The organism is Micromonospora sp. NPDC002296 (assembly GCF_040296145.1).
Taxonomy (GTDB): Bacteria; Actinomycetota; Actinomycetes; order Mycobacteriales; family Micromonosporaceae; genus Micromonospora.
The window spans coordinates 201,957-228,575 of sequence record NZ_JBEOWQ010000002.1; the positions used below are offsets into that span (position 1 = coordinate 201,957).

Annotated in this window: 24 protein-coding genes; 16 read left to right on the forward strand and 8 right to left on the reverse strand. The window is 73.3% G+C overall.

Going from position 1 to position 26,619, the window contains the following annotated elements:
• Positions 1 to 8 precede the first annotated feature (8 nt).
• Positions 9 to 698 (reverse strand): TIGR03089 family protein, encoded by a 690-nt coding sequence (locus ABT023_RS02740; RefSeq protein ID WP_350880961.1) that lies wholly within the window; start codon positions 696 to 698, stop codon positions 9 to 11.
• Positions 699 to 849: 151 nt separating this feature from the next.
• On the opposite strand from ABT023_RS02740, the gene ABT023_RS02745 reads away from it, so the two are divergent.
• On the forward strand, positions 850 to 1,995 hold the full coding sequence (locus ABT023_RS02745; protein ID WP_350880963.1) for a glycosyltransferase family 4 protein: 1,146 nt from the start codon (positions 850 to 852) through the stop codon (positions 1,993 to 1,995).
• A gap of 52 nt (positions 1,996 to 2,047) precedes the next feature.
• Positions 2,048 to 3,139 (forward strand): mannose-1-phosphate guanylyltransferase, encoded by a 1,092-nt coding sequence (locus ABT023_RS02750; protein WP_350880965.1) that lies wholly within the window; start codon positions 2,048 to 2,050, stop codon positions 3,137 to 3,139.
• A 57-nt stretch (positions 3,140 to 3,196) separates the two neighbouring features.
• Here the strand turns inward: ABT023_RS02750 and ABT023_RS02755 are convergent, their stop codons facing one another.
• Entirely contained in the window at positions 3,197 to 3,784 is a 588-nt protein-coding gene (locus ABT023_RS02755; protein ID WP_350880967.1) for an NUDIX hydrolase, read from the reverse strand.
• A gap of 71 nt (positions 3,785 to 3,855) precedes the next feature.
• Between ABT023_RS02755 and ABT023_RS02760 the strand changes: the two genes are divergently transcribed.
• Positions 3,856 to 4,890: a hypothetical protein gene (locus ABT023_RS02760; protein ID WP_350880969.1), complete on the forward strand. Its 1,035-nt coding sequence runs from the start codon at positions 3,856 to 3,858 to the stop codon at positions 4,888 to 4,890.
• A gap of 284 nt (positions 4,891 to 5,174) precedes the next feature.
• Positions 5,175 to 6,170 (forward strand): ArsR/SmtB family transcription factor, encoded by a 996-nt coding sequence (locus ABT023_RS02765; RefSeq protein ID WP_350880971.1) that lies wholly within the window; start codon positions 5,175 to 5,177, stop codon positions 6,168 to 6,170.
• Positions 6,171 to 6,227: 57 nt separating this feature from the next.
• On the opposite strand, the gene ABT023_RS02770 is transcribed toward ABT023_RS02765, so the two are convergent.
• Both ABT023_RS02770 and cofD read right to left on the reverse strand, forming a co-directional pair.
• Positions 6,228 to 7,313, reverse strand: a complete 1,086-nt coding sequence (locus ABT023_RS02770; RefSeq protein WP_350880973.1) for a coenzyme F420-0:L-glutamate ligase — start codon at positions 7,311 to 7,313, stop codon at positions 6,228 to 6,230.
• A complete protein-coding gene (gene cofD, locus ABT023_RS02775; RefSeq protein WP_350880975.1) occupies positions 7,310 to 8,260 on the reverse strand; it encodes a 2-phospho-L-lactate transferase in 951 nt (316 codons plus the stop codon). Before cofD ends, ABT023_RS02770 begins: the two co-directional genes overlap by 4 nt.
• 100 nt (positions 8,261 to 8,360) lie before the next feature.
• Here cofD and ABT023_RS02780 point away from each other — a divergent pair, with 100 nt between their 5' ends.
• The 3 genes from ABT023_RS02780 to ABT023_RS02790 all read left to right on the forward strand — a co-directional run bounded on the left by ABT023_RS02780 (position 8,361) and on the right by ABT023_RS02790 (position 13,061).
• Positions 8,361 to 9,365, forward strand: coding sequence for a hypothetical protein (locus tag ABT023_RS02780; RefSeq protein WP_350880977.1), 1,005 nt, complete (start codon positions 8,361 to 8,363; stop codon positions 9,363 to 9,365).
• 187 nt (positions 9,366 to 9,552) lie between these two features.
• Positions 9,553 to 12,168 carry a bifunctional FO biosynthesis protein CofGH gene (locus tag ABT023_RS02785; RefSeq protein ID WP_350880979.1) on the forward strand — a complete coding sequence of 872 codons (2,616 nt, stop codon included), beginning with the start codon at positions 9,553 to 9,555 and terminating at the stop codon, positions 12,166 to 12,168.
• Positions 12,169 to 12,803: 635 nt separating this feature from the next.
• Positions 12,804 to 13,061, forward strand: coding sequence for a WhiB family transcriptional regulator (locus tag ABT023_RS02790; RefSeq protein WP_007074725.1), 258 nt, complete (start codon positions 12,804 to 12,806; stop codon positions 13,059 to 13,061).
• A gap of 100 nt (positions 13,062 to 13,161) precedes the next feature.
• Here the strand turns inward: ABT023_RS02790 and ABT023_RS02795 are convergent, their stop codons facing one another.
• Positions 13,162 to 13,611 (reverse strand): metallopeptidase family protein, encoded by a 450-nt coding sequence (locus ABT023_RS02795; RefSeq protein ID WP_350880981.1) that lies wholly within the window; start codon positions 13,609 to 13,611, stop codon positions 13,162 to 13,164.
• Between the two features lie 176 nt (positions 13,612 to 13,787).
• Here ABT023_RS02795 and ABT023_RS02800 point away from each other — a divergent pair, with 176 nt between their 5' ends.
• Positions 13,788 to 14,165, forward strand: coding sequence for a DUF3499 domain-containing protein (locus ABT023_RS02800; protein WP_350880983.1), 378 nt, complete (start codon positions 13,788 to 13,790; stop codon positions 14,163 to 14,165).
• Between the two features lie 12 nt (positions 14,166 to 14,177).
• On the opposite strand, the gene ABT023_RS02805 is transcribed toward ABT023_RS02800, so the two are convergent.
• Together ABT023_RS02805 and ABT023_RS02810 are read right to left on the reverse strand one after the other, a co-directional pair.
• Complete coding sequence (locus ABT023_RS02805) at positions 14,178 to 15,554, reverse strand: NAD(P)/FAD-dependent oxidoreductase (RefSeq protein ID WP_350881139.1); 1,377 nt, start codon at positions 15,552 to 15,554, stop codon at positions 14,178 to 14,180.
• A gap of 14 nt (positions 15,555 to 15,568) precedes the next feature.
• Positions 15,569 to 16,915: an aspartate aminotransferase family protein gene (locus ABT023_RS02810; RefSeq protein ID WP_350880985.1), complete on the reverse strand. Its 1,347-nt coding sequence runs from the start codon at positions 16,913 to 16,915 to the stop codon at positions 15,569 to 15,571.
• A 1,161-nt stretch (positions 16,916 to 18,076) separates the two neighbouring features.
• On the opposite strand from ABT023_RS02810, the gene ABT023_RS02815 reads away from it, so the two are divergent.
• Together ABT023_RS02815 and ABT023_RS02820 are read left to right on the forward strand one after the other, a co-directional pair.
• Positions 18,077 to 18,847: a helix-turn-helix domain-containing protein gene (locus ABT023_RS02815; protein WP_350880987.1), complete on the forward strand. Its 771-nt coding sequence runs from the start codon at positions 18,077 to 18,079 to the stop codon at positions 18,845 to 18,847.
• Complete coding sequence (locus tag ABT023_RS02820) at positions 18,838 to 19,047, forward strand: DUF397 domain-containing protein (RefSeq protein WP_350880989.1); 210 nt, start codon at positions 18,838 to 18,840, stop codon at positions 19,045 to 19,047. Before ABT023_RS02815 ends, ABT023_RS02820 begins: the two co-directional genes overlap by 10 nt.
• 83 nt (positions 19,048 to 19,130) lie before the next feature.
• Here ABT023_RS02820 and ABT023_RS02825 read toward each other — a convergent pair whose 3' ends face one another.
• Positions 19,131 to 19,643 (reverse strand): Lrp/AsnC family transcriptional regulator, encoded by a 513-nt coding sequence (locus tag ABT023_RS02825; protein ID WP_350880991.1) that lies wholly within the window; start codon positions 19,641 to 19,643, stop codon positions 19,131 to 19,133.
• A gap of 211 nt (positions 19,644 to 19,854) precedes the next feature.
• On the opposite strand from ABT023_RS02825, the gene ABT023_RS02830 reads away from it, so the two are divergent.
• From ABT023_RS02830 to ABT023_RS02855, 6 genes are read left to right on the forward strand one after another with little or no spacing between them, the layout of a single operon-like run.
• A complete protein-coding gene (locus ABT023_RS02830; RefSeq protein ID WP_350880993.1) occupies positions 19,855 to 21,039 on the forward strand; it encodes a polyamine ABC transporter substrate-binding protein in 1,185 nt (394 codons plus the stop codon).
• Positions 21,040 to 21,044: 5 nt separating this feature from the next.
• Entirely contained in the window at positions 21,045 to 22,211 is a 1,167-nt protein-coding gene (locus ABT023_RS02835) for an ABC transporter ATP-binding protein (protein WP_350880996.1), read from the forward strand.
• Complete coding sequence (locus tag ABT023_RS02840) at positions 22,208 to 23,122, forward strand: ABC transporter permease (RefSeq protein WP_350880998.1); 915 nt, start codon at positions 22,208 to 22,210, stop codon at positions 23,120 to 23,122. The genes ABT023_RS02835 and ABT023_RS02840 overlap by 4 nt, the downstream gene beginning before the upstream one ends.
• Positions 23,122 to 23,967 (forward strand): ABC transporter permease, encoded by an 846-nt coding sequence (locus ABT023_RS02845; RefSeq protein ID WP_350881000.1) that lies wholly within the window; start codon positions 23,122 to 23,124, stop codon positions 23,965 to 23,967. The genes ABT023_RS02840 and ABT023_RS02845 overlap by 1 nt, the downstream gene beginning before the upstream one ends.
• Positions 23,964 to 25,385: an NAD(P)/FAD-dependent oxidoreductase gene (locus ABT023_RS02850; protein ID WP_350881002.1), complete on the forward strand. Its 1,422-nt coding sequence runs from the start codon at positions 23,964 to 23,966 to the stop codon at positions 25,383 to 25,385. The genes ABT023_RS02845 and ABT023_RS02850 overlap by 4 nt, the downstream gene beginning before the upstream one ends.
• Entirely contained in the window at positions 25,385 to 26,587 is a 1,203-nt protein-coding gene (locus ABT023_RS02855; RefSeq protein WP_350881004.1) for a saccharopine dehydrogenase family protein, read from the forward strand. The genes ABT023_RS02850 and ABT023_RS02855 overlap by 1 nt, the downstream gene beginning before the upstream one ends.
• Positions 26,588 to 26,619: the final 32 nt, after the last annotated feature.

Genomic DNA, 26,619 nt, shown 5'->3' on the forward strand with positions numbered 1-26,619 from the left:
GGACCGGCTCAGGTCAGGGTCAGGGTGACCTTTTCCGCGTCCGTGCGGGAGGGGACGCGCGTCGGGTCGAGGTTGGCGCAGAGCACGACGGTGGCGCCGGCCATCAGCGGGGCCAGCAGCCAGTCGACCGGGTCGGGGTGGGCGGCGGCGTCCAGCAGGACCCGGTCGCCCCGGGCGATGCCCAGCTCCGTCGCGCGGGTGGCCGCGCGGGCCAGCAGCTCCGCGTCCTGCGGCCCGCCCTTCGGGTACGGGGTGAAGTGGTCGCCGTGCGCCCGGACGGCGAGCACGTAGTCGGTGAAGCCGGCGGGCACCTCGCGCAGCGGCCGGGCGAACGGGGCGAGCGCGAGCACGTACCGCTCGCCGGCCGGCCAGGCATCCGCCTCGGCGACCCGGTCGACGGCGGCGAAGAGCACCTCGGCCGGGCCCGGGCCGCCGGCCACGGTCAGCCCCACCGTCCAGCAGCCGAGCAGCACGGCGGCGGTCTGCCAGTGCGGAGGCAGCAGCACCGCGGCGGACTCGCCCGGCCCGGTGCCGATCTCGTCGACGAGCAGGTTGGCCGTCTTGGCCACCCAGTTGGCCAGCGTCGCGCCGGACAGTTCGGCGCGCTCGCCGGTGGCGTCGTCGTACCAGGTCAGCAGGGGGCGGGTGGGGTCGGGCGCGATCGCGTCGGTGAACACCAGTGCAATGTTGTCGGCCATCGGCGCGAACGATACGCCCCCCGCGCCCGTGCTCGTTGACATGGACAAGTCGGCGTACGGTCGGGTCGCAGTCAGCGCCCGGGCCTGGCTCCGGCGTAGGCTTGCCCGGAGTGTTGTTCCCCACAGATTCGCCACTTCAAGGAGTTGCCTCGTGACCGCCGGTCGCCCGCCCCGCGTACTCATCGACGCCACGAGTGTCCCCGTCGACCGTGGTGGCGTCGGTCGATACGTCGACGGCCTGCTCGGCGCCCTCGGCAAGGTCTGCGGCCAGGGGGTCGACCTGGCCGTGGTCAGCCTCCGCACCGACCTGGAGCGGTACAGCCGGATGCTGCCCGGCGCGGAGATCGTCGCCGCCCCGGCCGCGGTGGCGCACCGGCCGGCCCGGCTTGCCTGGGAGCAGACCGGCCTGCCCCTGCTGGCCCAGCAGGTCGGCGCGCAGGTGCTGCACTCGCCGTTCTACACGTGCCCGCTGCGGGCGGGTTGTCCGGTGACGGTGACCGTGCACGACGCGACGTTCTTCACCGAGCCGGAGCACTACGACAAGTCCCGCCGGACGTTCTTCCGCAGCGCGATCAAGACCTCGCTGCGCCGGGCCAGCCGGGTGATCGTGCCGAGCAAGGCCACCCGGGACGAGCTGATCCGCCTGCTCGACGCCGACCCGACCCGGATCGACGTCGCCTACCACGGGGTCGACCACGCCGCCTTCCACGCCCCGGGCGAGGAGGAGAAGGCCCGGGTCCGGGCCCGGCTGGGGCTCGGCGACAGCAGCTACATCGCCTTCCTCGGGGCGAAGGAGCCACGCAAGAACGTTCCCAACCTGATCCGCGGCTGGGTCCGGGCGGTGGCCGACCGGGCCGACCCGCCGGCGCTGGTGATCGCGGGCGGCCAGGGGCACGACGACGACATCGACCGGGCGGTCGCCGAGGTGCCGTCGCACCTGCGGCTGCTCCGCCCGGGTTACCTGCGCTACGGAGACCTGCCGGGCTTCCTCGGCGGGGCGCTGGTCGCCGCCTACCCGTCGTACGGTGAGGGCTTCGGCCTGCCGATCCTGGAGGCGATGGCCTGCGCCGCCCCGGTGCTGACCACCCCGCGGCTGTCGCTGCCGGAGGTCGGCGGCGACGCCGTCGCCTACACCAGCGAGGACCCGGCCCAGATCGCCACCGACCTGGTCGCCCTGCTGGACGACGAGCAACGCCGATTGTCGCTGGCCAAGGCCGGTTTCGACCGGGCCAAGGAATTCACCTGGGAGTCCAGCGCCGAGGTGCACATCGCGGCCTGGAGCCGGGCCCGCGCCTGATGCTTCAACCGACGATGCGTCCGTAGCGTGGCGGTTCGGGCATGATGTGCTGATGCTCTACGCCGTCATCCCGGCGGGCGGCAGCGGCACGAGGTTGTGGCCGTTGTCCCGTGCGGGCCATCCCAAGTTCCTCCACCCGCTCACCGGCACCCCCGCCTCCCTGCTCCAGGCGACCGTGGACCGGTTGGCCCCGCTGACCCCCCCGGAACGCACCCTGGTGGTCACCGGAGCCGCACACGTGGCGGCGGTGGCGCGGCAGCTTGCCGGTGTGCCCGAGGAGAACATCCTCGTCGAGCCCTCACCCCGGGACTCCTGTGCGGCGATCGCCCTCGCCGCAGCGGTGATCGCGCTGCGCGAGCCGGACGCGGTGATGGGCTCCTTCGCCGCCGACCACCTGATCCGGGACGCCGACGCGTGGGTGGCCACGGTCCGCGAGGCGGTACGTGGTGCCGAGCAGGGCCTGCTGATGACGGTGGGGATCACCCCCACCCGGGCCGAGACCGGGTACGGCTACCTGCACACCGGCGACCCGGTCGGGGACGGGCCGCTGCGGCCGGTGCGGGAGTTCAAGGAGAAGCCGGCCGCCGAGGTGGCGGAGGCGTACCTTCGCTCGGGGCACCACCTGTGGAACGCCAGCATGTTCGTCTGGCGGGTCGACGTGTTCCTGGCCGAGCTGGCCCGGCAGCAGCCGGCGCTGCACGCCGGGATCACCGCGATCGCCACCGCCTGGGGCACCCCGGAGCAGGACGACATCCTCGGCACGGTCTGGCCGACCCTGCCGAAGATCTCCGTCGACTACGCGGTGATGGAGGGCGCGGCGACCGCCGGCCGGGTGGCGACGGTCCCCGGCGACTTCGGCTGGAACGACGTCGGCGACTTCCACACCCTCGGCGACGTGCTCCCGGCCGACCCGGCCGGCAACGTGGTGCTCGGCGCGGACGCCGAGCCGGGCGTGCTGCTGCGCGACAGCACCGGCCTGGTCGTGGTCCCGCAGTCCGGCCGGCTGGTGGCCGTGCTCGGCGTGCACGACCTGATCGTGGTCGACACCCCGGACGCGGTGCTGGTCTGCCCCCGCGACCGCGCCCAGGACGTGAAGGCTCTCGTCGACGAGCTGAAGGACCGGGGCGAGGAGAGCTACATCTGACCTTTCCGACCCGGGCGGCGGCCGGCCCGCCGCCCGGCCCCCGGGGCCAGCCCCGGGTCAGTCGGTTCGGCGGCGCAGTGCTGCCAGGGCGGGGGCGACGAGCTTGGCGGTGCCGCCGGCCAGCGGCTCGGGCAGCCGGTCCGGGGGGAACCAGCCGAGCGCCTCGGACTCGTCGCTGACCCGTTCCGTCACGCCCGGCGGGGCGAAGACCGCGAACCGCACGTCGTGGTGGAACGAAGCGCCCTGGCAGGCCACGGGGTGGATGTCCACGTCGATCGGGACCGGGTCGACGACCAGGCCGGGAATGCCGGACTCCTCGCCCGCCTCGCGCAGCGCGGCCCCGGCCAGCGTCCGGTCGCCGGGTTCGCAGTGCCCGCCGAGCTGCACCCACCGGTGGAACTTGCCGTGCAGGCAGAGCAGGATCCGCTCGCCGAGGGCGTCGAGGACCAGCGCGCTCGCGGTGACGTGACCGGCCCGGTGCTCCCGGCCCAGCGCCGCCGGCCCGCCGGTCAGCAGGTCGAGGGTGCGGTCCCGGGCCCGCCCGGCCGCCGCGCCGGTCGGCGTCCACCCGGCGAGCAGGGCCGTCGCGTCGGCGTGCAGGGCCGCGTACGCCCCGGCGGCCGGGGCGCTGTCACGAGGCGTCACCGGTGGACCTTTCCTCGACGTCTGACACGGTCACACTCTAGGCGCGTGCGTCCGCTGCCTACCCTTGCCCCGTGACCCTGCGACTCGTCGAGTTCGTCGTCGCCGGCAACGAGGCCAGCGACCTGCTGCCGGTGCGTTCCCCGGCCCTGCTCGCCGCCCACCGCGCCCGGCGCGGCTTCTGGACCGTCCTCGACGAGGGGCCGGTCGAGCGCTGCCTGGCCCTGCTGCTCGAACACGAGGACGGCGGGTGGTCCGCCCAGCACGTGGACGCCGACGCCGGCCCGGAGAACGGCCGCACCGAGGACGGCGAGGCGCTGGCCCACCACGACGGCTGGGTGTACGTCTTCGGCTCCCACTTCGGGTCGAAGGGCGGCCCGCTGCGCCCGCGCCGGGCGTTCGTGGCCCGGTTCCGCGAGGACGACGCCGCCGGCGGCCGGCTGCCGGTCCGGGTGGTGCGCAACCGGTTCCGGCTGCACCGGGCGGTCAACGACGCGCTGGCCGGGGCCGAGTTGGCCATTCTGCGGCCGGGGGACCGGGTGCGGGACAGGTTCATCGTCGAGACCGTTGCCCGGGGCACCGCCCGGGCCAAGGGCTGGGTGACCCGGCTCGCCGAGGGGGACCTGCCGCTCAACGTGGAGGCCGCCGCGTTCACCCCGGACGGCATCGCGCTGCTCGGGCTGCGCTTCCCGGTCACCGTCGACGGGGACCCGATCCTGGTCGAGGTGGCGGGGGTGCCCGAGATGTTCGAGGCGGGCGCCTGGCCGCGCGCCCTCGGGGCGTACGCGCTGACCGGGGTGACCCCGCCGGGGGCGTTGACCGGCTTCCGGGCGGTGACCCCGCTGTCCGACGGCGGCTACGCCGCGATCATCGGCTCGATCGATGCGCTCGGCAAGGGCTCGGTGCTGCTGGACGACCACCCGCAGGGCGGGCACGTCACCTCGCGGCACGTCCGGTTCCGCCTGGAGAAGGCCGCGGGGCATCTGCTCCCGGCCGAACTGGTGGCCGACCTGGCCCCGTTCCACCACGTGGAGGGGCTGGCCGAGGAGAACGGCCACTGCTGGTACGTCACGGACGAGACCCACCGGATCGCGCTCCGGATCGGCTGACCGCCCTCGCCCGGATGAGCGGCCGGGTGGCACCCCCTGCGGAACAAGGGCCGCAGACCCTCGTGGTGCCGCCCGGCCGCCGGATCCTCCCCGGCCCCGGTGTGCCCCGGGCCGACGTCGAACGACGGACCGGCCCGTTGCGGGGCAAACAGAGCATGCCGAAGTCGGGCCCGGGCCGTCGAGGTTTTTCAGTCCACGCTTAAAAATGGAGATAAGTGCCGTCCGGGTACAGTGCGAACGGTCAGCGGGCCCGCCCGCTGTCCACAGGCACGGGGAGCGCTCCAATGCTGAAGATCCACTTTTCCGCCGAGGACATCCTCCGTACCCGGGTCGCCCCGGGCGCAGACCCGCTCTGGGAACTGATCCTCAGCATGCACGTGCTTCAGGTGGGCCGCCAGGACCCGCTGACCTCAGGCTGGCGTCGCGGCGTCTCCCGGGAGCTGCGCCGGCACGCCGGCAAGGAGCACCTCCGGCTGCTGTTCGCGCTGAACCCGGGCTGGGGCTACTTCCCCGACTTCCTCACCCCGCACGACAGCGTGCAGGGCCTGGAGGCGGGGCTGGACGCGGTGCGGAGCACGCCCGCCCCACAGTTGCACCGGGACCTCACCCGGGTGGTCGCGGAGAATCCCCTGCCCCCCTCGGCGGCGGCGCTGGCCCGGGGCGAGCCCGAGATGCTGCGCCACCTCACCGAGTCGATGGAGCAGTACCGGGCGCTGGCGCTCAGCCCGTACTGGTCGCGCATCCAGGCCGCGGTGGAGGCGGACCGGACGCGGCGGGCCCGGTCCCTGCTGGACCGGGGCGTCGAGGGGCTGCTGGCCAGCCTCCGCCCGATGGCCCGGTGGGAGTCGGGGGTGCTGGAGATCCACGGCTACCCGAACAGCCGGGAGCTGCACCTGGACGGCCGGGGCCTGCTGCTGGTGCCGTCGTTCTTCTGCGCCGGTGTTCCGGTGGCGCTGCTCGACCCGGCGCTGCCGCCGGTGCTGGTCTACCCGGTGGACCGGCTGGGCGGGCTGGCCCCCGCCCCCGGCGAGGGCGGCGCGACCGGCAGCGGCCGGGAGGCGCTGGCCGCCCTGCTCGGCCGGACCCGGGCGGCGGTGCTGGAGGCCACCGGCGAGGGGCGCACCACCGGCGAGGTGGCCCGCCGCCTGCGCATCTCCCCGGCCGCGGCGAGTCAGCACGCCACCGTGCTGCGCAACGCCGGCCTGCTGGTCAGCCACCGGGACCGCAACACGGTGCTGCACACCCTCACCCCGCTGGGCCGCGCCATCCTCGACGCCTGAGCGGAACCGTCCCCGCCGGCGGTCAGGGACCACACGTCAGCGGGCGCGGTCCGTGCGTCAGAGGGCGAGCGCGGCGCTGGCCGTGCTGCCGGTCGGCGGCGGCAGCAGCGCCGACGGGACCCCCTCGGCGGCCAGCGCGGTGCGCAGGCGTTGCAGGTCCGCGCCGAAGCGCACCAGGTCTGCGGGGTCGACCGGGGCCGGCAGCTCGCCGAGCACCAGGTCGGTGGCCCGCTCCGGCCAGCCGGGCACGGCGGCGACCAGCGTGGCGCGTACCTCGTCGTCGGTGAGGTGGGTGAACACCGTGCCGGGGGCGACCACGCCGGCCACCGCGTCGATCGCCCGCCGCACGGCGGCCGGGTCGGCCGCAGCCTCGCCCGGGCCGTCCGGCAGCACCGCGGCGGCGGCCAGCCCGGCCGCCCACGCCTCGGCGGTGCCGAGCGAGAAGAGGTCCAGCTCGGCGTCGCGGACCAGCTCCCGGGCGCCGACGCCGTCGTCCCGAATGGCCGTGAGGTATCCGCGGACCACCGCGACCGGCACCTGGTCGCACTTGCCCTTGATCAGCTCCCCGGCGCCGGCCAGCTCGTCCACCACGGCCATCTGGGTGAGCTGGAGCTCGTTGCCGTACGGGTCGACCTCGCCCCGGTGGTCGCGGATCGCCGCCATCCCGGCCACCCCGAGCGCCACGTCGGTGAGCCCGTTGCGCCAGGGCCGGCCCATGGTGTCGCTGACGATCACCGCGACGTCCAGGTCGTAGCGCTCGCGCAGGGCCGCCCGCAGGGCCCGCGCCGAGGCGTCCGGGTCCTCCGGAAGCAGCACCAGCCGGGTCTTGTCGACGTTCGAGGCGTCGATCCCGGCGGAGGCCATCACGAAGCCGTGGTGGGTCTGCACGATCCGGGTCGCCCCCCGGGCGGCCACCACCCGGGCGGTCTCCGCCGCCAGCACCTCGTCCCGGGCGGCCAGCCGCTCCGGCCCGTCGGCCGGCACGTCCACCAGCCTTCCCTCGGCCTTGGAGACGATCTTGCTGGTGACCACCAGCACGTCACCGTCGTGCAGCCAGGGCGCGGCGGTCGCGATCAGCGCCGCGAGGTCGTCGCCCTCGGTCACGTCGCCGATGCCCAGCACCGGCAGAATCTCCAGCCTCACACCAGCTCCAATGCGGCCCGGACCATCGCCGCCGTCGCCGCCTCGTCCGTCATGAGCAGCGGCACCGCCCGGACCGTCACGCCCGGCACCACGGCGTCGGCGTCCTCGGGCGCCACGAGCCAGCCGTCCAGCAGGCCACCGGAGGACCGGCTCCCGTACAGCCCGCCCACCCCGGCGGCGCTGCACTCGACGCCGACCACGGCCAGGCAGCGGTCGGCCATCCCGCGCACCGCCGCGCCGCCGATGATCGGGGAGACGCCGACCACCGGGGCCGGCCCGTCCGTGACCGCCTCCCGCAGCCCCGGCACGGCCAGCACCGGGGCGACGCTCACCACCGGGTTGCTCGGCGCGACCAGCACCACGTCGGCCGAGGCGATCGCGTCCAGCACGCCGGGCGCGGGCTTCGCGGTCTCCGCACCGACGAAGACGAACCGGTGGGTCGAGATGTCCGCCCGGTGCCGCACCCACCACTCCTGGAAGTGGATCGCCCGCTGACCGCCGGCGGGATCGTCCACCACGACGTGCGTCTCCAGCCGGTCGTCGGTCGCCGGCAGCAGGCGTACGCCGGGCTGCCAGCGGGTGGCCAGCGCCTCGGTGACCGCCGACAGCGGATACCCGCCGGTCAGCATGGTGGTGCGGACGAGGTGGGTGGCGATGTCCTTGTCGCCGAGCCCGAACCAGGTCGGCTCGGCCCCGTACGCGGCCAGCTCCGACTTCACCGTCCAGGTCTCGCCGACCCGCCCCCAGCCCCGCTCGGGATCGGCGCCGCCGCCGAGCGTGTACATCACGCTGTCCAGGTCGGGGCAGACCTTCAGCCCGTGCAGGTAGAGGTCGTCGCCGACGTTGACCACGGCGGTCACCTCGGCTCCCACCTCACGGGCGTAGGCACGGGCGCCGAGCAGGAACCGGGCGCCCCCGATGCCGCCGGCCAGAACGACGATGCGCATGGCGTCCATCCTTCCGCACGCCCCGCCCCGAGGGTGTTGGTGCCCGGGGAGACTAGGCTCACGTCGGCAACTGTCCGTTACCGCCTCCTAGGGGGAGTTCGTGACCAGCCCCGCCGAGCCCGCGTCCGGTGACGCGGCGCCCGCGTCCCACCCCGCCACCCCGGCTCGCCAACTCACCGATCCGCTACGCGAGCTGATCGCGTTCGTCCTGCTCGGCGCGAACGCCGTGCTGCTCTTCGTCGGCCTCATCCGGTTGCTCGCCCCGACCGACTACAGCACCTTCTACGGCCGGGCGGGCAGCAGCTTCTTCTCGTTCGCCGGGCTGGAGGCGACCGTGCTGCCGGTGCTGGCCGTGCTGCTCGCCACGCACGTCGCCCCGGTGGCGCCCCGAGCCAAGCTCATCACCCAGGTGGCGCTGGGCCAGTACGCCTTCGGCGCCCTGCTCGGCGTGCTCACCCTGCTGATCTGGACGGTGGACCGGCTGGCCAAGGCGGAGGTGCTCGACGCGTTCCTCGGCCTGCTCACCCGGGTCGCCTGGCTGGCGATCTTCGCGACCGCCGCGTTCGTCGTGGTCCGGGTCTGGCGCGCCCTCTACTTCACCCCGAAGCCCAAGCCGGCCCCGGGCGTGTACGGGCAGCCGCAGCCCGGCTGGCCGCAGCAGCCGGGCCAGCCCGGCCCGCAGGGCGGCTGGGCCCCCCAGGGGCAGCAGGGCGGTTGGCCGGACGCCGGCCACCAGGGCGGCTACCCGGCCCCCACCCAGCCCAACCAGCCCGGCGGACAGTTCGGCCAGTACGGTCAGCCGGGCCAGCCCGGTCCGGCCGCCGGCCAGTACGGCCAGCAGACCCCGCCGTTCGCCCCGGCCCCGCAGTCGGCGCCGCCGTTCACCCCGCCGTACTCGGCGCCGCCGCAGTCGGCACCGCCGTACTCGGCGCCGCCGTTCACCCCGCCGCAGTCGGCGCCGCCGTTCCCCGCGCCGCCGTTCGGCCAGCCGCCGTCGGCCGATCCGACCCAGGCCATCCCGCGTCAGCCCACCGAGCCAGGCACGCCCGACGGGCAGCAGAACTCCGACAGCGACCGCACCCAGCGCTTCCACCGCGAGGACTGAACCGCCGCCGCCCTTCGGGTGCGTCTGTTGTGCTGGAGTGACAACAGGTGCACCCGAAGGCCCGGGTGACCCCGCCCCAGGGACCCCGGCTGCGAGGACTCCGTGCCGCCTGGCCCGGTTTCTCCGCCGCGAAGGGTGGGCACGGGCGCGGTAACGGCGTGTGCGAACCAGCGCATAGGCTGGACGGATGGTTGATCGCACGGAGTCGGGGCCCACTGCGGCGAGCATCGAACGCGCGCTGCGCCGGGCCGAGTCCGGGCGGGCGCTGGACGTCGACGAGGCCACCGCCCTGCTCGCCGCCCGGGGCCCGGCCCTGGACGAACTGCTCCGCGTCGCCGGTGACATCCGCGACGCCGGCCTGCGTGAGGCCGGCCGCCCCGGCGTGGTCACCTTCTCCAAGAAGGTCTTCATCCCGTTGACCCGGCTGTGTCGGGACCGCTGCCACTACTGCACCTTCGCCACCGTCCCGCACCGGCTGCCGGCCGCGTTCCTCGACCGGAACGAGGTGCTGGCCATCGCCCGCGAGGGCGCCGCCCAGGGCTGCAAGGAAGCGCTGTTCACCCTCGGCGACCGGCCCGAGGAGCGCTGGCCGGCGGCCCGGGAGTGGCTGGACGAGCGGGGCTACGACTCCACCCTCGACTACCTGCGCGCCTGCGCGGTGGCGGTGCTGGAGGAGACGGGGCTGCTGCCGCACCTCAACCCGGGCGTGCTCTCCTGGTCGGAGTTGCAGCGACTCAAGCCGGTCGCGCCGAGCATGGGGATGATGCTGGAGACCACGGCCACCCGGCTCTGGTCGGAGCCGGGCGGTCCGCACTACGGCTCACCCGACAAGGAGCCGGCGGTCCGGCTGCGGGTGCTCGACGACGCCGGCCGGGTCGGCGTGCCGTTCACCACCGGCATCCTGATCGGCATCGGCGAGACCCCGGCGGAGCGGGTGGACGCGATCTTCGCGATCCGCCGCGCGCAGCGCGGGTACGGCCACCTCCAGGAGGTGATCGTGCAGAACTTCCGGGCCAAGCCGGACACGGCGATGCGCGGCATGCCCGACGCCGAGCTGCACGACCTGGCCGCCACGGTCGCGGTGGCCCGGGTGCTGCTCGGGCCGAAGGCCCGCATCCAGGCCCCGCCGAATCTCATCGCGGGGGAGTACGACCTGCTGCTGCGCGCCGGCATCGACGACTGGGGCGGGGTCTCGCCGGTCACCCCGGACCACGTCAACCCGGAGCGCCCCTGGCCGCAGCTCGACGAGCTGGCCCGGCGCACCGCGCAGGCCGGCTTCACGCTGCGCGAGCGGCTGACGATCTACCCCGAGTACGTCCGGGCCGGCGACCCGTGGCTGGACCCGCGCCTGCTGCCGCACGTGTCGGCGCTGGCTGATCCGGCCACCGGGCTCGCGGTCGAGGAGGCCCGCCCGGTGGGTCGTCCCTGGCAGGAGCCGGAGGAGGTCTTCGGCGGCGGCCGGACCGACCTGCACGCCACCATCGACACCACCGGCCGCGCCGACGACCGGCGCGGCGACTTCGACAGCGTCTACGGCGACTGGTCGGAGGTGGCCCTCCAGGCCGACGCCAGCCTCGCGGGGGCGCCCCGGCCCCGGCCCGCCCCCGCCGGGGCGGCCCAGGCCGACGCGGGCCCCGGTGCACCGGGCCCGGCCGGGGGCGGCGCTGCCCTGGGGGCGACCGCCGGCTCGGGCGACGCCGACCTGCGTGCCGGGCTGCGGCTGGCCGCCGACGACCCGGCGGCGCTGCTCGACCCCCGGCACACCGACGCGGCCCTGGCGCTGTTCGCCGCAGACGGCCCGGCGCTGGACCGGCTCTGCCGGCTCGCCGACGACGTGCGCCGGGACACCGTCGGCGACGACGTCACCTACGTCGTGAACCGCAACATCAACTTCAGCAACGTCTGCTACGTGGGCTGCCGGTTCTGCGCCTTCGCCCAGCGCGAACGCGACGCCGACGCGTACCGGCTCTCCGTCGACCAGGTCGCCGACCGGGCCGAGGAGGCGTGGGCCGTCGGGGCCACCGAGGTCTGCCTCCAGGGCGGCATCGACCCGAAGCTGCCGGTCACCGGGTACGCGGACCTGATCCGGGCGATCAAGGCCCGGGTGCCGGGGATGCACGTGCACGCCTTCTCCCCGATGGAGATCGTCACGGCGGCGGCGAAGGCCGGCGTGCCGGTACGGGAGTGGCTCACCGGGCTGCGCGAGGCCGGCCTGGACACCATCCCGGGCACCGCTGCCGAGATCCTCGACGACGAGGTGCGCTGGGTGCTCACCAAGGGCAAGTTGCCGGCCGCCGCCTGGGTCGACGTGGTCAGCACGGCCCACGAGCTGGGCATTCGGTCCAGTTCCACGATGATGTACGGCCACGTCGACCACCCCGGGCAGTGGCTGGCCCACTTCCGGGTGTTGGCCGGGGTTCAGGACCGCACCGGCGGTTTCACCGAGTTCGTCGCGCTGCCGTTCATCCACACCAACGCCCCGATCTACCTTGCCGGGATCGCCCGTCCCGGCCCGACCTGGCGGGAGAACCGGGTGGTGCACGCGATGTCCCGGCTGCTGCTGCACGGCCGGATCGCCAACATCCAGTGCTCCTGGGTGAAGCTCGGCGACGAGGGCACGGTGGCGATGCTCAACGGGGGCTGCAACGACCTGGGCGGCACCCTGATGGAGGAGACGATCTCCCGGATGGCCGGCTCGGGCAACGGCTCCGCGCGTAGCGAGGAGCAGTTGCGGGGCATTGCCGCGGCGGCCGGGCGGCCGGCCCGCAAGCGGACGACCGCGTACGGCCAGGTGCGGCCGTAGCGTCGCGGGACGACGCCCTCCACAGTGCTGATCACCACGTCCTGCCAGTGGGCGTCTATACCGTCTGGTGGGACATGAGCACACCCGTCGGCACGATGGCCTTCGTCCGTGGCTCGGTGGCTGATTTGCCCGAACGAGCAGGGAATCAGGGGCCCTGCACTGATCCTCCGATCAGGGTCGACCGCCGCGCTCCGTCCACGATGTGGACGGGGTGTGGTCGGGGGTCCCGGCTCGACGGGCGATCGCGGCCGAGGCGCGTTAACCTGTCCCCCACCAAGATCAGCATCGCGGTGGGGCACCCCGTCAGGGCCGCCGCCGGCGCGTCCGGTGGCGTCGGTCGGTGGACCGCCACGGCAGAAAATTCGGGCAACTCGCCGAGGAGGGCGTTACTCGTCCGGGGTCTGAATCGATAGGGCAGGTTGCGAGGCTGGGGCGGCCGGAGTGGTCGCCCGTGGCGTGTCGGGAGGACGACTCCATTATCAAGTCCGGCTTGACGGCGCACGTATTACACACGTGTAATTTGAATGGGGTTGTTCGCGCGGAACGTAACAAATCGGAACCGTACGGACAAGCACGCCTTTGCGTGGGGGGTTGCAGCGGCGACGACGCCGGTGCGCGACAAGGAGGCATCTTAGATGGACGGCCAGCTCGAGGTGGCCGACCTGCTCGGGAACGCGCCGGAGTGGCAGGAGCAGGCACTCTGCTCCCAGACCGATCCGGAGGCGTTCTTCCCCGAGAAGGGCGGCTCGACCCGCGAGGCGAAGCGGATCTGCTCGCGGTGCGAGGTCAAGACCGAATGCCTGGAATACGCTCTTGGCCACGACGAGAGGTTCGGAATCTGGGGTGGGCTCTCGGAACGAGAGCGGCGCAAGCTCAAGCGGCGGGCCGCCTGAGCGTTGCCGGGCCGGGGCGGTGGGGGCCGCCCGGCTCAGGCAGTCGGCCCGGGATGGTGGGGGTCACCCCGCGAGGCCCGTGGCCCGGTGACGGGTGGGCTCAGGACAGCTCGTCCGGGTCGACCCCGAGCAGGTTCGCCACCTGCTCGATGATCACGTCGTGCACCAGGTCGGCCAGGTCCTCCCGGTCCATGGCCCGGAACTCCAGCGGACGGCGGTAGAGCACGATCCGCGGCGGCACCTCCTGCTGGCCGGGGCGGCCGGGCAGCAGCCGGGCGAGCGGCACCTCGCCGTCCTCCAGCACGTCGGAGTCGTACACGTTGAGGTCCGGCGGCACGTCCTCCACCGCGAACTCGACGCCGGCCAGTTCCTTCGCGAACCGTCGTTCCAGGGTCTCCACGGTGTCCAGCACGAGATCATCGAAGACCTCGGCCTTGGTCCGGGCCAGCGGCACCGTCGCCGGCACCAGCCGCCCACGCAGGCCCCGCCCGTGCCGGTCACGGTGGGCGCGCCGGCCGGGGCCGGGGCGGCGGTGTTCCGGACTGGTCATGCGCTACAGGGTAGCCCGGCGCGCGGCCCGGCCCCCGGCTGTGCCGCTCCTGCGGCGCGCCGTCCCCGCCCGGTCGCTGTCCTGCTCGTCGGATGTTGCGAATTGTGATCTCGATGACGGGCGTGTCGCAACGCGAACCAGTGCGTCGGACCCGGTAATGGAGATACCCTCCCGCCGTGAGGTCACCAAGGCGCTGCTCCCGAAACGGCTGCCCCCGGCAAGCGGTCGCCACATTGACCTATGTCTACAACGAGTCGACGGCCGTGGTCGGGCCCCTCGCGGCCTTCGCCGAACCGCACACGTACGACCTCTGTGAGCAGCACGCCCGCAGTCTGACCGCCCCCCGGGGCTGGAACGTGGTCCGCCACGAGGGCGAGTTCGAGCCTCCGCCGCCCAGCGCCGACGACCTGGTCGCCCTCGCCGAGGCGGTCCGCGAGGCGGCCAGGCCCGCGCCGCCCCGCCCTCCGGACGAGCAGCACCAGCAGCAGCACCACCAGCAGCACTCGCAGACCGGCCGTCGTGGCCACCTCCGGGTGATCCCGCCCAACCACTGATCCGCGCCCGGGTCAGTGGCCCAGGAAGCGGTTGAACAGGGCCGCCCGGCGGGACGGCCGGCCCGTCCGCAGCTCCGCCCGGTCGGCGGAGAACATCACCTTCAGGCCCGCGTTGACGGCCAGCCAGCGCACCGGCTCCGGCTCCCAGCGCGGCGAGCGGTGCCCCACCCACGGCAGGTCGGTCAGGTCGCTCTCCGCGCCCCGGATCAGGTCGGCGAGGGTACGCCCGGCGAGGTTCGTGGTGCCGACCCCGTCGCCGACGTACCCGCCCGCCCAGGCCAGCCCCGTCGAGGCGGCCAACCCGACGGAGGCCGACCAGTCCCGGGCGACCCCGAGCGGCCCGCCCCAGGCGTGACTGACCGGCACCTCCGGCCCGAGCACCGGGAACAGTTCGCCCAGCACCCGACGCAGCGCGGCGAACACTTTGGGCTCCCGGTCGTAGCCGGGGGAGACCCGGGACCCGAAGTGGTACGGGGCGCCCCGCCCGCCGAACGCCAGCCGTCCGTCGGCGGTGCGCTGGCCGTAGATGACGACGTGCCGGTGGTCGGAGAACGTCTCCCGCTGCGCCAGCCCGATCCGCGCCCAGGTCTGCTCGGGCAGCGGCTCGGTGGCCACCATCAGCGAGTAGACCGGCGCCAACACCCGCCGCTGCCCGGGCAGCCCCGGCGTGTACCCCTCCGTCGCCCGAACCACCACCGGCGCCCGGACCGTCCCGGCCGGGGTCACCGCCGCCCCGGCCCGGATCGCGGTCACCGGCGTCCGCTCGTGGATCCTCACCCCGCGCCGTTCGACCGCCCGGGCCAGCCCGCGGACCAGCCGGGCCGGGTGCACCACCGCGCAGTGCGGGGTGTACGTCCCGCCGCGTACCCCCTCGGCGGCGCATCTGGCGGCGGCCTCGGCGGCGTCGAGCAGCACCAGGTCTTCGGGGTCGAGGCCGTGCGCGCGGGCCTCGGCCACCTCGGCCCGGGCCCGGCCGAGCTGGGCCTTGCTGCGGGCCAGCAGCACCGTCCCGCCGAGCTGCCAGTCGCAGTCGATCCCCTCGGCGGCGACCACCCGGCCCACCTCGCGGACGGTCTCCTGCATGGCCCGTTGCATCCGCAGCGCCGCGTCCCGGCCGTGGCGGCGGGCCAACGCCGGCAGCGAGGTGGGGAACAGCGCCGAGCACCACCCGCCGTTGCGCCCGGACGCGCCGAACCCGGCGATCTCCCGTTCCAGCACCGTGATCCGCAGCGCCGGGTCGGCGACCGCGAGGTAGTACGCCGTCCACAGCCCGGTGTACCCGGCCCCGACGATCACCACGTCCGCGTCGGCGTCCCCGCCCAGCGGCGGGCGGGGCGTCAGCGGCTCGTCCACCGTGGACAGCCAGTACGACAGCTCCTGATAGTGCATCCGTCGGCCGACCGCTACAGCCGTGTCCACGCCTCGGTGAGCACCGCGCGCAGGATCTGCTCCATCTCGTCGAACTGCTGCTGCTCGGCGATCAGCGGCGGGGCGAGCTGCACCACGGGGTCGCCCCGGTCGTCGGCCCGGCAGTACAGCCCGGCCTGGAACAGCGCGGTGGACAGGAAGCCACGCAGCAGCCGCTCCGACTCGGCCTCGTCGAACGTCTCCCGGGTCGACTTGTCCTTGACCAGCTCGATGCCGTAGAAGTACCCGTCCCCCCGCACGTCGCCGACGATCGGCAGGTCGTGCAGCTTCTCCAGGGTGGCCCGGAAGGCGTCCTCGTTGGCCCGGACGTGCCCGAGCAGGTCCTCCCGGGCGAACACCTCCAGGTTGGCCAGGGCCACCGCGCAGGAGACCGGGTGTCCGCCGAAGGTCACCCCGTGGGCGAACATGCCGGTCTCGGTGAGGAACGGCTCCATCAGCCGGTCGCTGGCGATCATCGCGCCGAGCGGGGCGTACCCGGAGGTGATGCCCTTGGCGGTGGTGATGATGTCCGGCTGGAAGCTGTAGCGGACGGCGCCGAAGTACTCGCCGAGCCGGCCCCACGAGCAGATCACCTCGTCGGAGACGAGCAACACGTCGTACTCGTCGCAGATCTGACGGACCCGCTCGAAGTACCCGGGCGGTGGCGGGAAGCAGCCGCCGGAGTTCTGCACCGGCTCCAGGAAGACCGCCGCGACCGTGTCCGGCCCCTCCCGCTCGATCGCCCGCCGGATCTCCTCGGCGGCCCAGCGGCCGAACGCCTCCGGCGAGTCGCCGTGCTCCGGCGCCCGGTAGAAGTTCGTGTTCGGCACCTTGATCCCGCCGGGCACCAGCGGCTCGAAGTCGCTCTTGATGCCGGGTAGACCGGTGATCGACAGCGCACCCATCGACGTGCCGTGGTACGCCAGGTGCCGGCTGACCACCTTGTGCTTGTTCGGCTTGCCGGTGCGCTTGAAGAACGACCGGGCCAGCTTCCACGCCGTCTCGACGGCCTCGGAGCCGCCGGTGGTGAAGAAGACCCGGTTCAGGTCGCCGGGGGTCAGCGAGGCGATCTTCTCGGCCAGCTCGACGGCCTTCGGGTGGGCGTACGACCAGAGCGGGAAGTAGGCCAGCTCGCCGGCCTGCTTGGCGGCGGCCTCGGCCAGCTCGGTGCGGCCGTGCCCGGCCTGGACGACGAAGAGCCCGGCGAGCCCGTCGAGGTAGCGGCGGCCCTGGGAGTCCCACACGTACGCGCCCTCGCCGCGCACGATCGTCGGCACCTCGCCGGCGGAGTAGCCGGCCATCCGGGTGAAGTGCATCCAGAGGTGGTCGGTCGCGTTGGCCATGTCAGCCCCATCGGGTCTCGGGGCCGGTCAGGGGGGTGACGCCGGCCGCTCTGCCCACGGTTATCCCACAGCCCTGACCGGTAAAGCAAGTGGGATCGGTGGCTCTACACGCCTACGGCAACGGAATCAGCGAATGGTTGCGCCATGTGCAACGGAATCCGCATCATGCGCTAGCGCTCTGATTCCGCCCCGCCCTCGCCCCGTCCTCGCCCTGTCCTGTCACCCGCCGCCCCAGCTCTCGGGCGCCTGCGCTCCCAGCGCCGGCTCCACCGGTTCCGTCCGTTCCACCGGTTCCGTCGGGGCTGACGGGGGGTCCCGCGGCCCTTCGGGAGCTGAGCCTTCCGCGACGCCACGCTGGGGCCTGCCTCGAATGGCTGGGTCCCTTGCGGGCGCGGGGGCGGGCGCGGTCGATGGGGCCCTGCGGAGCTGCCTCGTCGGCGCTGCTGTTTCTGGTTGGCGCTATCGCCTCTGGTCGACACTCCGGCGGGCGGGTCCTTGGTGCGCGCGAGGTCGTCGGTGCCTCCTACGGAGCTGCCCCGTTGGCGCTACCGCTGCTGCGGTGTTGCCACGGCGGGCAGGGTGCGTCGGTGGCCCTGTGGAGCTGCCCCGTTGGCGCTACCGGCCTCTGCGCAATGGCATCCTGCCCGGTGCCCGGTGCCCGGTGCCCGGTGCCCGGTGCCCGGTGCCCGGTGCCCGGTGCAAGCGTGGCTGGCTAGAGCGGGCCGCCGGGGCCGACGAGGTCGATGCGGGATCAGGGCGGAGGGATTTCCGCGCCGCACCGCCGGTAGCGCAGACGGGGCAGCTCCAAAGGGGCCCGTCGGGGACTCCCGATGCTCGCCAAACGGGCCTTCGTCAACCCGCCGCCGTCGCTGTTGGACGCCGGGCGGGTGGAACGTGGGAGGGCTGGGCCGAAGGGCTCAGCTGGACTGGCTGGCTTGGCTCAGCTGGCCTGGCTGGCTAGCTGAGTTGGGCCGGGCTGGTGTGCTGGGCTGGCTGGGCTGAGTTGGGCTGGGGTGGACATTGTCAGGGCCTTTGGCGGACGGCTGGTGGGCATGTCAGATGCGCGAAATAGGTCCCGCCGCCACCAGCCGTTTCGGGGCCGACGTGGACACGGGGCGTCGCTAGGGTGCCCACCATGCGTAATCGGCGGTGGGAGGTCTGATGGGCAACGAGGTGCTGCGGGTGGCGATGGCCGCCGTGGGGGAGACGGCCGAGTCGTTGGCGGAGAAGGTCCGTGTCGACCCGAAGACGGCCGCCCGGTGGCTGGCGGACGGGCGAATTCCCCACCCCCGGACCCGGTTCGCGGTCGCCGGCCTGCTCGGGAAGGAGGTCGCCGAGCTGTGGCCGGAGCCGTTCCGCCGCCGGGACCTGCCGTGGTTCCGTAAGTGGGCCGAGCTGGAGCAGGACGCCACCTCGCTCCGGTCGTACCAGCCGCTGCTGGTGCCGGGGCTGCTCCAGACCGAGGGGTACGCCCGGGCCGTGCTGAGCACCGGCGGGCTGCTGCCGCCGGCCGAGGTGGAGCGGATCGTGGCCGGCCGGCTCGACCGGCAGGTGATCCTGTCCGCCGAGGCCCCGCCGCAGCTCGTCGCGGTGATCGACGAGGTGGTGCTGCGCCGGATGGTCGGCGATCGGGCGGTGATGGCCGGCCAGCTCGCCCACCTCGCGGCGATGGCCGGGCGGGAGCACGTGCAGGTCCGGGTGATCCCCGCCGAGAACCCGTGGCACACCGGGCTGGCCGGTCCGTTCGTTCTCGCCCGTTTGCCCGACGGGACGGAATTGGCGTATATCGACAACCAGCTTCGCGGTCAGGTCGTGAGCGATCCGGTCGACGTTGCTAGCCTGGGGCGCAGGTGGGAGAGCGTCACCGGCGAGGCGCTGCCGTGCCGCCGGTCGATCGAGCTGATCAGGGAGGTGGCGACGACATGGAGCTGACCGACGCGCCGACGGTTACCCGTTGGCGCACCGCGACCCGCAGCAGCAACAACGGCGGGGACTGTGTCGAGGTGGCCGACAACCTGCCCGGGCGGGTGCTGGTGCGCGACAGCAAGGACCGCGACGGCGGCACCCTCAGCTTCGCCCCGGCCACCTGGCGGGCCTTTGTGGACCTCGCCCGCCGCCCGCCGACCGCCTGACCAACAGCCACCGCCCGCCTGACCGGCGCAGCCACCATCTGACCAGCCGCCGACTGCCTGACCGGGCGGCCGGGCCGGGTGGCTCAGGCCGTACCCCAGCTGTAGGTCTGCTTGCGGAGCTTGAGGTAGACGAAGGCCTCGGTGGCGAGCACGCCCTCGACGGCGCGCAGCCGTTGCAGGATCTCCAGCAGGTGGGCGTCGTTGCGGCAGACCACCTCGGCGAGCAGGTCGAACGACCCGGCGGTGATCACCACGTAGTCGACCTCCTCGAACTCGGCGAGCCGGTCGGCCACCGTCTCCAGGTCGCCGTCGGTGCGCAGGCCGATCATGGCCTGGCGGGGGAAGCCGAGCTGGAGCGGGTCGGTGACCGCGACGATCTGCATCACCCCGGCGTCGAGCAGTCGCTGCACCCGCTGGCGCACCGCCGCCTCGGACAGGCCGACCGCCTTGCCGATCGTCGCGTACGGCCGGCGGCCGTCCTCCTGGAGCTGCTCGATGATCTGCTTGGCGACGTCGTCCAACAGAGCGTGACTGGCACCCCCGCGGACGGCGACGCGTCGCCCGCCGTTGCCGCTCTCCTGCTGCCGGATGGTCATCGTCCGCTCCCCATGTCCGCTTCTCCCACGGAATCGTAGTGCCCCGGGCGCAGTCTGGCGTAATTCGTGGTGCATCGCTATCACGGCAACGGAATCCCTTGTGAGGCAGGTCAGCTCATGTCAGGATCAGTCGTCCATCGCCTGAAGACCCTCCCGCCGTCGGGCCATCCCCCGTCCCGCCCGCCGGCGATGACCCCCTAGGAGTCGTCACATGCGAACTCCCCTCCGGCCCCTCACCCGGCGTGGTCTGCTCACCGGCACCCTCGGATCCGCCGCGATGCTCGCCACGGCGGGCGCGCTCGCCGGCTGCGGCACCAAGGGCGCCCAGCAGACCGAGGCCGGCTGCGTCAGTGAAGACCTCTCCGGCACGGAGAAGAAGCTGGCGTTCTCGAACTGGCCGCAGTACATGGACGTCGACGACAAGAACGAGTCGAAGCGGCCCAGCCTGGACGCGTTCGTCGCCTCCAGCGGCGTCCAGGTGACCTACACCGAGGACATCAACGACAACAACGAGTTCTTCGGCAAGGTGCAGAACCAGCTCGCCGCCTGTCAGGGCACCGGGCGGGACATCATCGTGCTGACCGACTGGATGGCCGCCCGGATGATCCGGCTCGGCTGGATCCAGAAGCTCGACCCGGCCAGGATTCCCAACGTGACGGCCAACCTGCTGCCGTCGCTGCTCAACCGCTCCTTCGACCCGGAGAACCGGATCTCCATCCCGTGGCAGTCCGGCCTCGCCGGCCTCGCCTACAACGGCGGCGTCACCAAGGAGATCCGCACGGTCGACGAGCTGCTGACCCGGCCCGACCTCAAGGGGAAGGTCACCGCGCTGTCCGAGATGCGCGACACGATGGGCCTGCTGCTCCAGTCGAACGGCCACGACTCGGCGAACTTCACCGCCGCCCAGTTCGACGACGCGCTGAACAAGCTCAAGAAGGCCGTCGACTCCGGGCAGATCCGTAAGTTCACCGGCAACGACTACGCCCCCGACCTGGCCAAGGGCGACATCGCCGCGTGCGTCGGCTGGTCCGGCGACATCATCCAGCTCTCCGGCGAGAACGAGAAGATCAAGTTCGTGGCGCCGGACTCCGGCGTGATGCTGTTCAGCGACAACATGATGGTGCCGAACAAGGCCACCCACAGGGCGAACGCCGAAGAGCTGATCAACTACTACTACCAGCCGGCGGTCGCCGCGAAGCTGGCCGCGTACGTCAACTACATCTGCCCGGTCAAGGGCGCGCAGGCCGAGATGGAGAAGATCGACCCGGAGTTGGCCGCCAACCCGCTGGTCTTCCCCGACGACGCCCTGCTGTCCAGGTCCAAGGTGTTCATGGCGCTGGACGAGAAGCAGGAGAGGGAGTACGAGGGCAAGTTCCAGCAGGTCATCGGCGCGTGACGGGGATGAGCGCGAAGACGACGCGACGCGACGAGCCGGCCGGCGACCTGCGGCTGGTCAACCTGACCAAGAGGTTCGGCATCTTCACCGCGGTCGACGACCTCGGCCTCACCGTCCCGCAGGGCTCGTTCTTCGCCCTGCTCGGGGCGTCCGGCTGCGGCAAGACCACCACCCTGCGCATGATCGCCGGCCTGGAGCAGCCGACGAGCGGTCAGGTGCTGCTCGGTGACCGGGACGTCGCGCGGCTGCGCCCGCACAAGCGGCCGGTCAACACCGTGTTCCAGAGCTACGCGCTCTTCCCGCACCTCAACATCTTCGAGAACGTGGCGTTCGGGCTGCGGCGGCGCGGCATCCGCTCCGTCGACGACGAGGTCATGCGGATGCTCGCGCTGGTACAGCTCGACGGCTTCGGCCACCGCCGCCCGGCCCAGCTCTCCGGCGGGCAGCAGCAGCGGGTCGCGCTCGCCCGCGCGCTGATCAACCGGCCCCAGGTACTGCTGCTCGACGAGCCGCTCGGCGCGCTCGACCTGAAGCTGCGCCGGCAGATGCAGATCGAGCTGAAGCGCATCCAGACCGAGGTCGGGATCACCTTCGTGCACGTCACCCACGACCAGGAGGAGGCCATGACCATGGCCGACACCGTCGCGGTGATGAATGCGGGGCGGATCGAGCAGCTCGGCGCCCCGGCCGACATCTACGAGTACCCGGCCACCGCGTTCGTGGCGAACTTCCTCGGCCAGTCCAATTTGCTCGCCGCCGAGGCCGCCGGGCCCGCCGGGTCCGAGGTGCCGGTCACCGCCCACGGGGCCGGCTTCTCCGTGCCCGCCGACCGCGCCCGAGCCGACCGGGGCGCCGTCTACCTGGGGGTACGCCCCGAGAAGCTGCACCTGGCCGACTCCGCCGACCAGGTTCCCGCCGGCCACCAGCACGTCACTGGCGTCGTCACCGACGCCTCGTACGTCGGGGTCAGCACCCAGTACCTGGTGCGCACCGGCTGGGGCGGCGAGCTGTCCGCGTTCGCGGCGAACAGCGGGCTCGGCGGTCGGCTTCCGGTCGGCGCGTCCGTGGTGGCGCACTGGGACCCCCGGCACGCGTTCCTGCTGCCCCGGGAGCCGGGTCAGGACGACCGCACCGCCGGCCTGCTCGACGAGCCGGTGGGTGCGTCCTCGTGACGGCGCTGGCCCACGTACCCACGTCGACGGGGCGGCCGGCGGGGCCCCCGCCGCCGGCCCGTCGCGGGCGGCACCGGCTGCTGCCGTACCTGCTGCTCCTGCCCGGCGCGGCCTGGCTGCTGCTGTTCTTCGCCGTGCCGCTGTTCCAGCTCGCCGCCGCGAGCCTGTACGACCCCAGCGGCTCGCTCTCCACCGGGTACGCGCTGACCTGGGCGTTCGGCAACTACCCGGACGTGTTGCAGGCGTACTGGCCGCAGTTCGCCCGCTCCTTCGGGTACGCCGGGATCGCCCTGGTGCTGGCCCTGCTGATGGGCTACCCGCTGGCGTACGCGATCGCGCAGAAGGCCGGCCGGTGGAAGAACCTGCTGCTGGTCTGCGTGGTCGCCCCGATGTTCACCAGCTTCCTGGTGCGCACCCTGGCCTGGAAGACGATCCTGTCCGACAACGGCGCCCTGGTCGGGCTGCTGCGCGACGTGCACCTGCTCGGCCCCGACGGCCGGCTGCTGGCCACCCCGATCGCGGTGATCCTCGGGCTGACGTACAACTTCCTGCCCTTCCTGGTGCTGCCGTTGTACGCGAGCCTGGAGCGGCTCGACCACCGGCTGCTGGAGGCGGCCGGTGACCTGTACGCGAGCCCGGTGCAGACGTTCCGCCGGGTCACCCTGCCGCTGTCGATGCCCGGCCTGATCGCCGGCACGCTGCTGTTCTTCATCCCGGCCACCGGCGACTACATCAACGCGGAGCTGCTCGGCACCCCCAACGAGTACATGATCGGCAACGTCATCGACTCGGCGTTCCTGGTCCGGCTGGACTACCCGCAGGGCGCGGCGCTGTCGTTCCTGCTGATGGCGGCGATCCTCGCGGTGGTCCTCGGCTACCTGCGCCGGTCCGGCACGGAGGAGGTCCTCTGATGCACCAGTTCTTCCGTTGGCTGGCCGACCGCTGGGTGATGGGCGTGGCCCTGCTGGTGCTCGGCTACCTGTCCCTGCCGATCGCCGTGGTCGCCGCCCTGTCGTTCAACCGCCCGTCCAGCCGCCTGTCGTACGACTTCAACGAGTTCACGCTCGACAACTGGCGGCAGCCCTGCGCCACCTCCGACATGTGCGACGCCGTGCTGCGCAGCGTGCAGATCGGCTTCATCTCCACCGTCGTCGCCACCGTGCTCGGCACGCTGATGGCGTTCGCGCTGGTGCGGCACCGGTTCACCGGCCGGTCCGGGATCAACCTGCTGATCTTCCTGCCGATGGCCACCCCCGAGCTGGTGATGGGCACCTCGCTGCTGGCCCTGTTCGTCTCCGCCGGCGTGCCGCAGGGCTTCTGGACCGTCGTCATCGCACACGTCATGTTCTGCGTGTCGTTCGTGGTGGTGACGGTCAAGGCGCGGCTCGCCGGGACGGACCGGCGGCTGGAGGAGGCCGCGGCGGACCTGTACGCCGGCCCGTGGCAGACGTTCCGCCTGGTCACCCTGCCGCTGGTGCTCCCCGGAATCGTGGCCGCCGCGCTGCTGGCGTTCTCGCTCAGCTTCGACGACTTCATCATCACGAACTTCAACGCGGGCACCACCGTCACGTTCCCGATGTACGTCTGGGGCGCCGCCCAGCGGGGCATCCCGCCGCAGGTCAACGTCATCGGCACGGCGATGTTCGTGATCGCGCTGCTGCTCGTCGGGCTCACCTCGCTGCGCGGGCGGCGGGCCCGCCGCGCCGCCCTCCCGGTCGCCCCGGCGGCCGACCGCCGGGCGAAGAGCCCGTCATGATCCTCCCGCATACCGGCCGGGCGCTCGCCGACGCGGCGCCCGTGCCGTACTGGCTCGACCGGCCGGAACGTCCCGACCCGCTGCCGCCGCTGACCGGCGCGCACGCCGCCGACCTGCTGGTGATCGGCGGCGGGTACAGCGGGCTGTGGGCGGCCCTGCTGGCCAAGCAGGCCGACCCCGAACGGGACGTGCTGCTCGTCGAGGCCGGCACCTGCGGCTGGGCGGCTTCCGGGCGCAACGGCGGGTTCTGCGCCGCCTCGCTCACCCACGGGCTGGCCAACGGGGCGGGCCGTTTCCCCGGCGAGATCGCCGAGCTGGAACGCCTCGGCCGGGAGAACCTGGCCGACATCGCCGCCACCGTCGACGCGTACGGCATCGACTGCGACTTCGAGCGCACCGGCGAACTGGCGGTGGCCGTCGAGCCGTACCAGCTCGCCGGGCTCGCCGAGGACGTGGAACTGGCCCGCCGGTACGGCCACGACTCGCGGCTGCTCGACCGCGACGAGGTGCGCGCCGAGGTCGACTCGCCGACGTACCTCGGCGGGCTGTGGGACCGCGACCGGGTGGCGATGCTCGACCCGGCGAAGCTGGCGTGGGGGCTGCGCCGCGCCTGCCTCGACCTCGGCGTGCGCGTCCACGAGCACACCCGGGTCACCGGCCTGCGCGGCGACGGCCCGGCTCTGCGCGCCGCCACCCTCGGCGGGGCCGGGCGGGCCCCCGGCGTCGTCCGCGCCCGGCGGGTCGTCCTCGCCACCAACTCGTTCCCGCCGCTGCTGCGCCGGCTGCGCGCCTGGGTCGTCCCCGTCTACGACTACGCCCTGATGACCGAGCCGCTGACCCCGGCCCAGCGGGACGCGATCGGCTGGCGCAACCGGCAGGGGCTCGCCGACACCGGCAACCAGTTCCACTACTACCGGATCACCGGCGACGGTCGGATCCTGTTCGGCGGCTACGACGCGGTCTACCACCACGGCAACCGGGTCGCCCCCGAGCTGGAGCAGCGGCCGGCCACCTTCACCGCCCTCGCCGAGCACTTCTTCACCACGTTCCCGCAGCTCGCCGACGTGCGCTTCAGTCACCGCTGGGGCGGCGTCATCGACACCTGCACCCGGTTCTGCCCGTTCTTCGGCACCGCGTACGAGGGGCGGCTGGCGTACGCGGCCGGCTACACCGGCCTCGGCGTCGGGGCCACCCGGTTCGGCGCGCGGGTGACGCTCGACCTGCTGGCCGGCGGGGACACCCCGCTGACCCGGCTCGACATGGTCCGGGGCAAGCCGCTGCCGTTCCCGCCGGAGCCCGTCCGGGCCGCCGGCATCCACCTCACCCGCTGGTCGCTGGCCCGCGCCGACGCGCGCGACGGCCGGCGCAACCTCTGGCTCCGTACGCTCGATCGTCTTGGTTTGGGGTTCGATACCTGATGCGCATCCTGCTTGTCGGCGCCGGCGGTGTCGGCTCCGCCGCCGTCGCCATCGCCGCCCGCCGAACATTCTTCGACACCATGGTCGTCGCCGACGCCGACCCCGCCCGCGCCGCCCGCGCGGTCGACGGCCAGGGGGACCGCTTCGTCGCCGCGACCGTCGACGCCTCCCGCGCCGACGCGGTCGCCGCGCTGTGCCGCGAGCACCGGATCACCCACGTGCTCAACGCCGTCGACCCGCGCTTCGTCATGCCGATCTTCGACGGCGCGTACGCGGCCGGCGCGGACTACCTCGACATGGCGATGTCCCTGTCCCACCCGCACCCGAAGCGCCCGCACGCCGAGACCGGCGTGAAGCTCGGCGACGACCAGTTCGCCGCCGCCGACCGCTGGGCCGGGGCGGGTCGGCTCGCGCTGTGCGGCATCGGCGTCGAGCCGGGCCTGTCCGACATCTTCGCCCGGTACGCCGCCGACGAGCTGTTCGGCGAGATCGACGAGATCGGGGTACGCGACGGCGCGAACCTGACCGTGGAGGGCCACGCCTTCGCCCCGTCCTTCTCCATCTGGACGACGATCGAGGAGTGCCTGAACCCGCCGGTGATCTGGGAAAGGGATCGGGGCTGGTACACCACCGAGCCGTTCAGCGAGCCCGAGGTGTTCCACTTCCCCGAGGGGATCGGCCCGGTGGAGTGCGTCAACGTCGAGCACGAGGAGGTGCTGCTCATCCCGCGCTGGGTCGACGCGCGGCGGGTCACCTTCAAGTACGGCCTCGGCGAGGAGTTCATCGAGGTCCTGCGCACCCTGCACAAGCTCGGCCTGGACTCCACCGAACCGGTCGCCGTGCGCGGGGTGCCGATGTCCCCGCGCGACGTGGTGGCCGCCTGCCTGCCCGACCCGGCCACCCTCGGGGCGAAGATGCGCGGCAAGACCTGCGCCGGCACCTGGGTCCGGGGCCTGTCGAAGTCGGGTGAGCCCCGCGAGGTGTACCTCTACCACGTCGTCGACAACGAGTGGTCCATGCGCGAGTACGGCCACCAGGCCGTCGTCTGGCAGACCGCCGTCAACCCGGTCGTCGCCCTGGAACTGCTCGCCACCGGCGCGTGGTCCGGCACCGGCGTGCTCGGCCCGGAGGCCCTGCCCCCGCGCCCGTTCCTCGACCTGCTCACCGACTACGGCTCGCCCTGGGGGCTCCAGGAACGCTGACCCACCCCGGTCGCCCTGCCGTGCGATCAACC